The organism is Thalassovita aquimarina (genome assembly GCF_018219815.1).
GTDB classification, from domain to species: Bacteria; Pseudomonadota; Alphaproteobacteria; order Rhodobacterales; family Rhodobacteraceae; genus Thalassobius; species Thalassobius aquimarinus.
In genome coordinates this window covers 1-1,226 of sequence record NZ_JADMKU010000055.1, presented here as the reverse complement: position 1 = coordinate 1,226, position 1,226 = coordinate 1, and the positions used below count along the sequence as shown (strand labels likewise).

General features: G+C 61.8%; 1 protein-coding gene. It reads left to right on the top strand.

Going from position 1 to position 1,226, the window contains the following annotated elements; all coding sequences use genetic code 11:
- On the top strand, positions 1 to 1,176 hold a 1,176-nt coding region (gene tuf / locus IT775_RS21140; RefSeq protein ID WP_212703231.1), incomplete at its 5' end, for an elongation factor Tu.
- Between the last annotated feature and the right edge of the window lie 50 nt (positions 1,177 to 1,226).

The following is a 1,226-nucleotide window of genomic DNA, read 5'->3' as shown; positions in this document are numbered from 1 at the left end:
ATGGCAAAGGAAAAGTTTGAGCGTAGTAAACCTCACGTCAACATCGGCACGATCGGCCACGTTGACCACGGCAAGACGACGCTGACCGCAGCGATCACCAAGTATTTCGGTGACTTCAAGGACTACGACCAGATCGACGGCGCGCCGGAAGAAAAAGCCCGCGGCATCACCATCTCGACCGCGCACGTGGAATACGAGACCGATGCCCGTCACTACGCGCACGTCGACTGCCCCGGCCACGCCGACTACGTGAAGAACATGATCACCGGTGCGGCGCAGATGGACGGCGGCATCCTGGTTGTGAACGCGGCTGACGGCCCGATGCCGCAGACCCGCGAACACATCCTGCTGGGCCGCCAGGTCGGCATCCCGGCGCTGGTGGTGTTCCTCAACAAGGTCGACCAGGTCGACGACGAGGAACTGCTCGAGCTGGTGGAAATGGAAGTTCGCGAACTGCTGAGCGAATACGACTACCCGGGCGACGAGATTCCGATCATCGCAGGTTCGGCCCTGGCCGCGCTGGAAGGCCGTGATCCGGAAATCGGCGAAAACAAGATCCGCGAACTGATGGCGGCCGTTGACGAATACATTCCGACCCCGGAACGTGCCGTCGACCAGCCGTTCCTGATGCCGATCGAAGACGTGTTCTCGATCTCGGGCCGCGGTACCGTTGTGACCGGCCGTGTCGAACGTGGCGTGATCAACGTTGGCGACGAAATCGAAATCGTCGGCATCAAGGACACCCAGAAAACCACCTGTACCGGTGTCGAAATGTTCCGCAAGCTGCTGGACCGCGGCGAAGCCGGCGACAACATCGGCGCCCTGCTGCGCGGCATCGACCGTGAAGCGGTCGAGCGTGGCCAGGTTCTGTGTAAGCCGGGTTCGGTTAACCCGCACACCAAGTTCGAAGCCGAGGTCTACATCCTGACCAAGGACGAAGGCGGCCGTCACACCCCGTTCTTCGCGAACTACCGTCCGCAGTTCTACTTCCGGACCACCGACGTGACCGGCACGGTTGAACTGCCCGAGGGCACCGAGATGGTGATGCCGGGCGACAACCTGAAGTTCACCGCCGAACTGATCGCCCCGATCGCGATGGAAGAAGGCCTGCGCTTCGCCATCCGTGAAGGCGGCCGCACCGTCGGTTCGGGCGTCGTGTCGAAAATCATCGCGTGATCCACTCGCTGATCTGAATACCGAAGGGCCGCCCAATGGGCGGCCCTTTT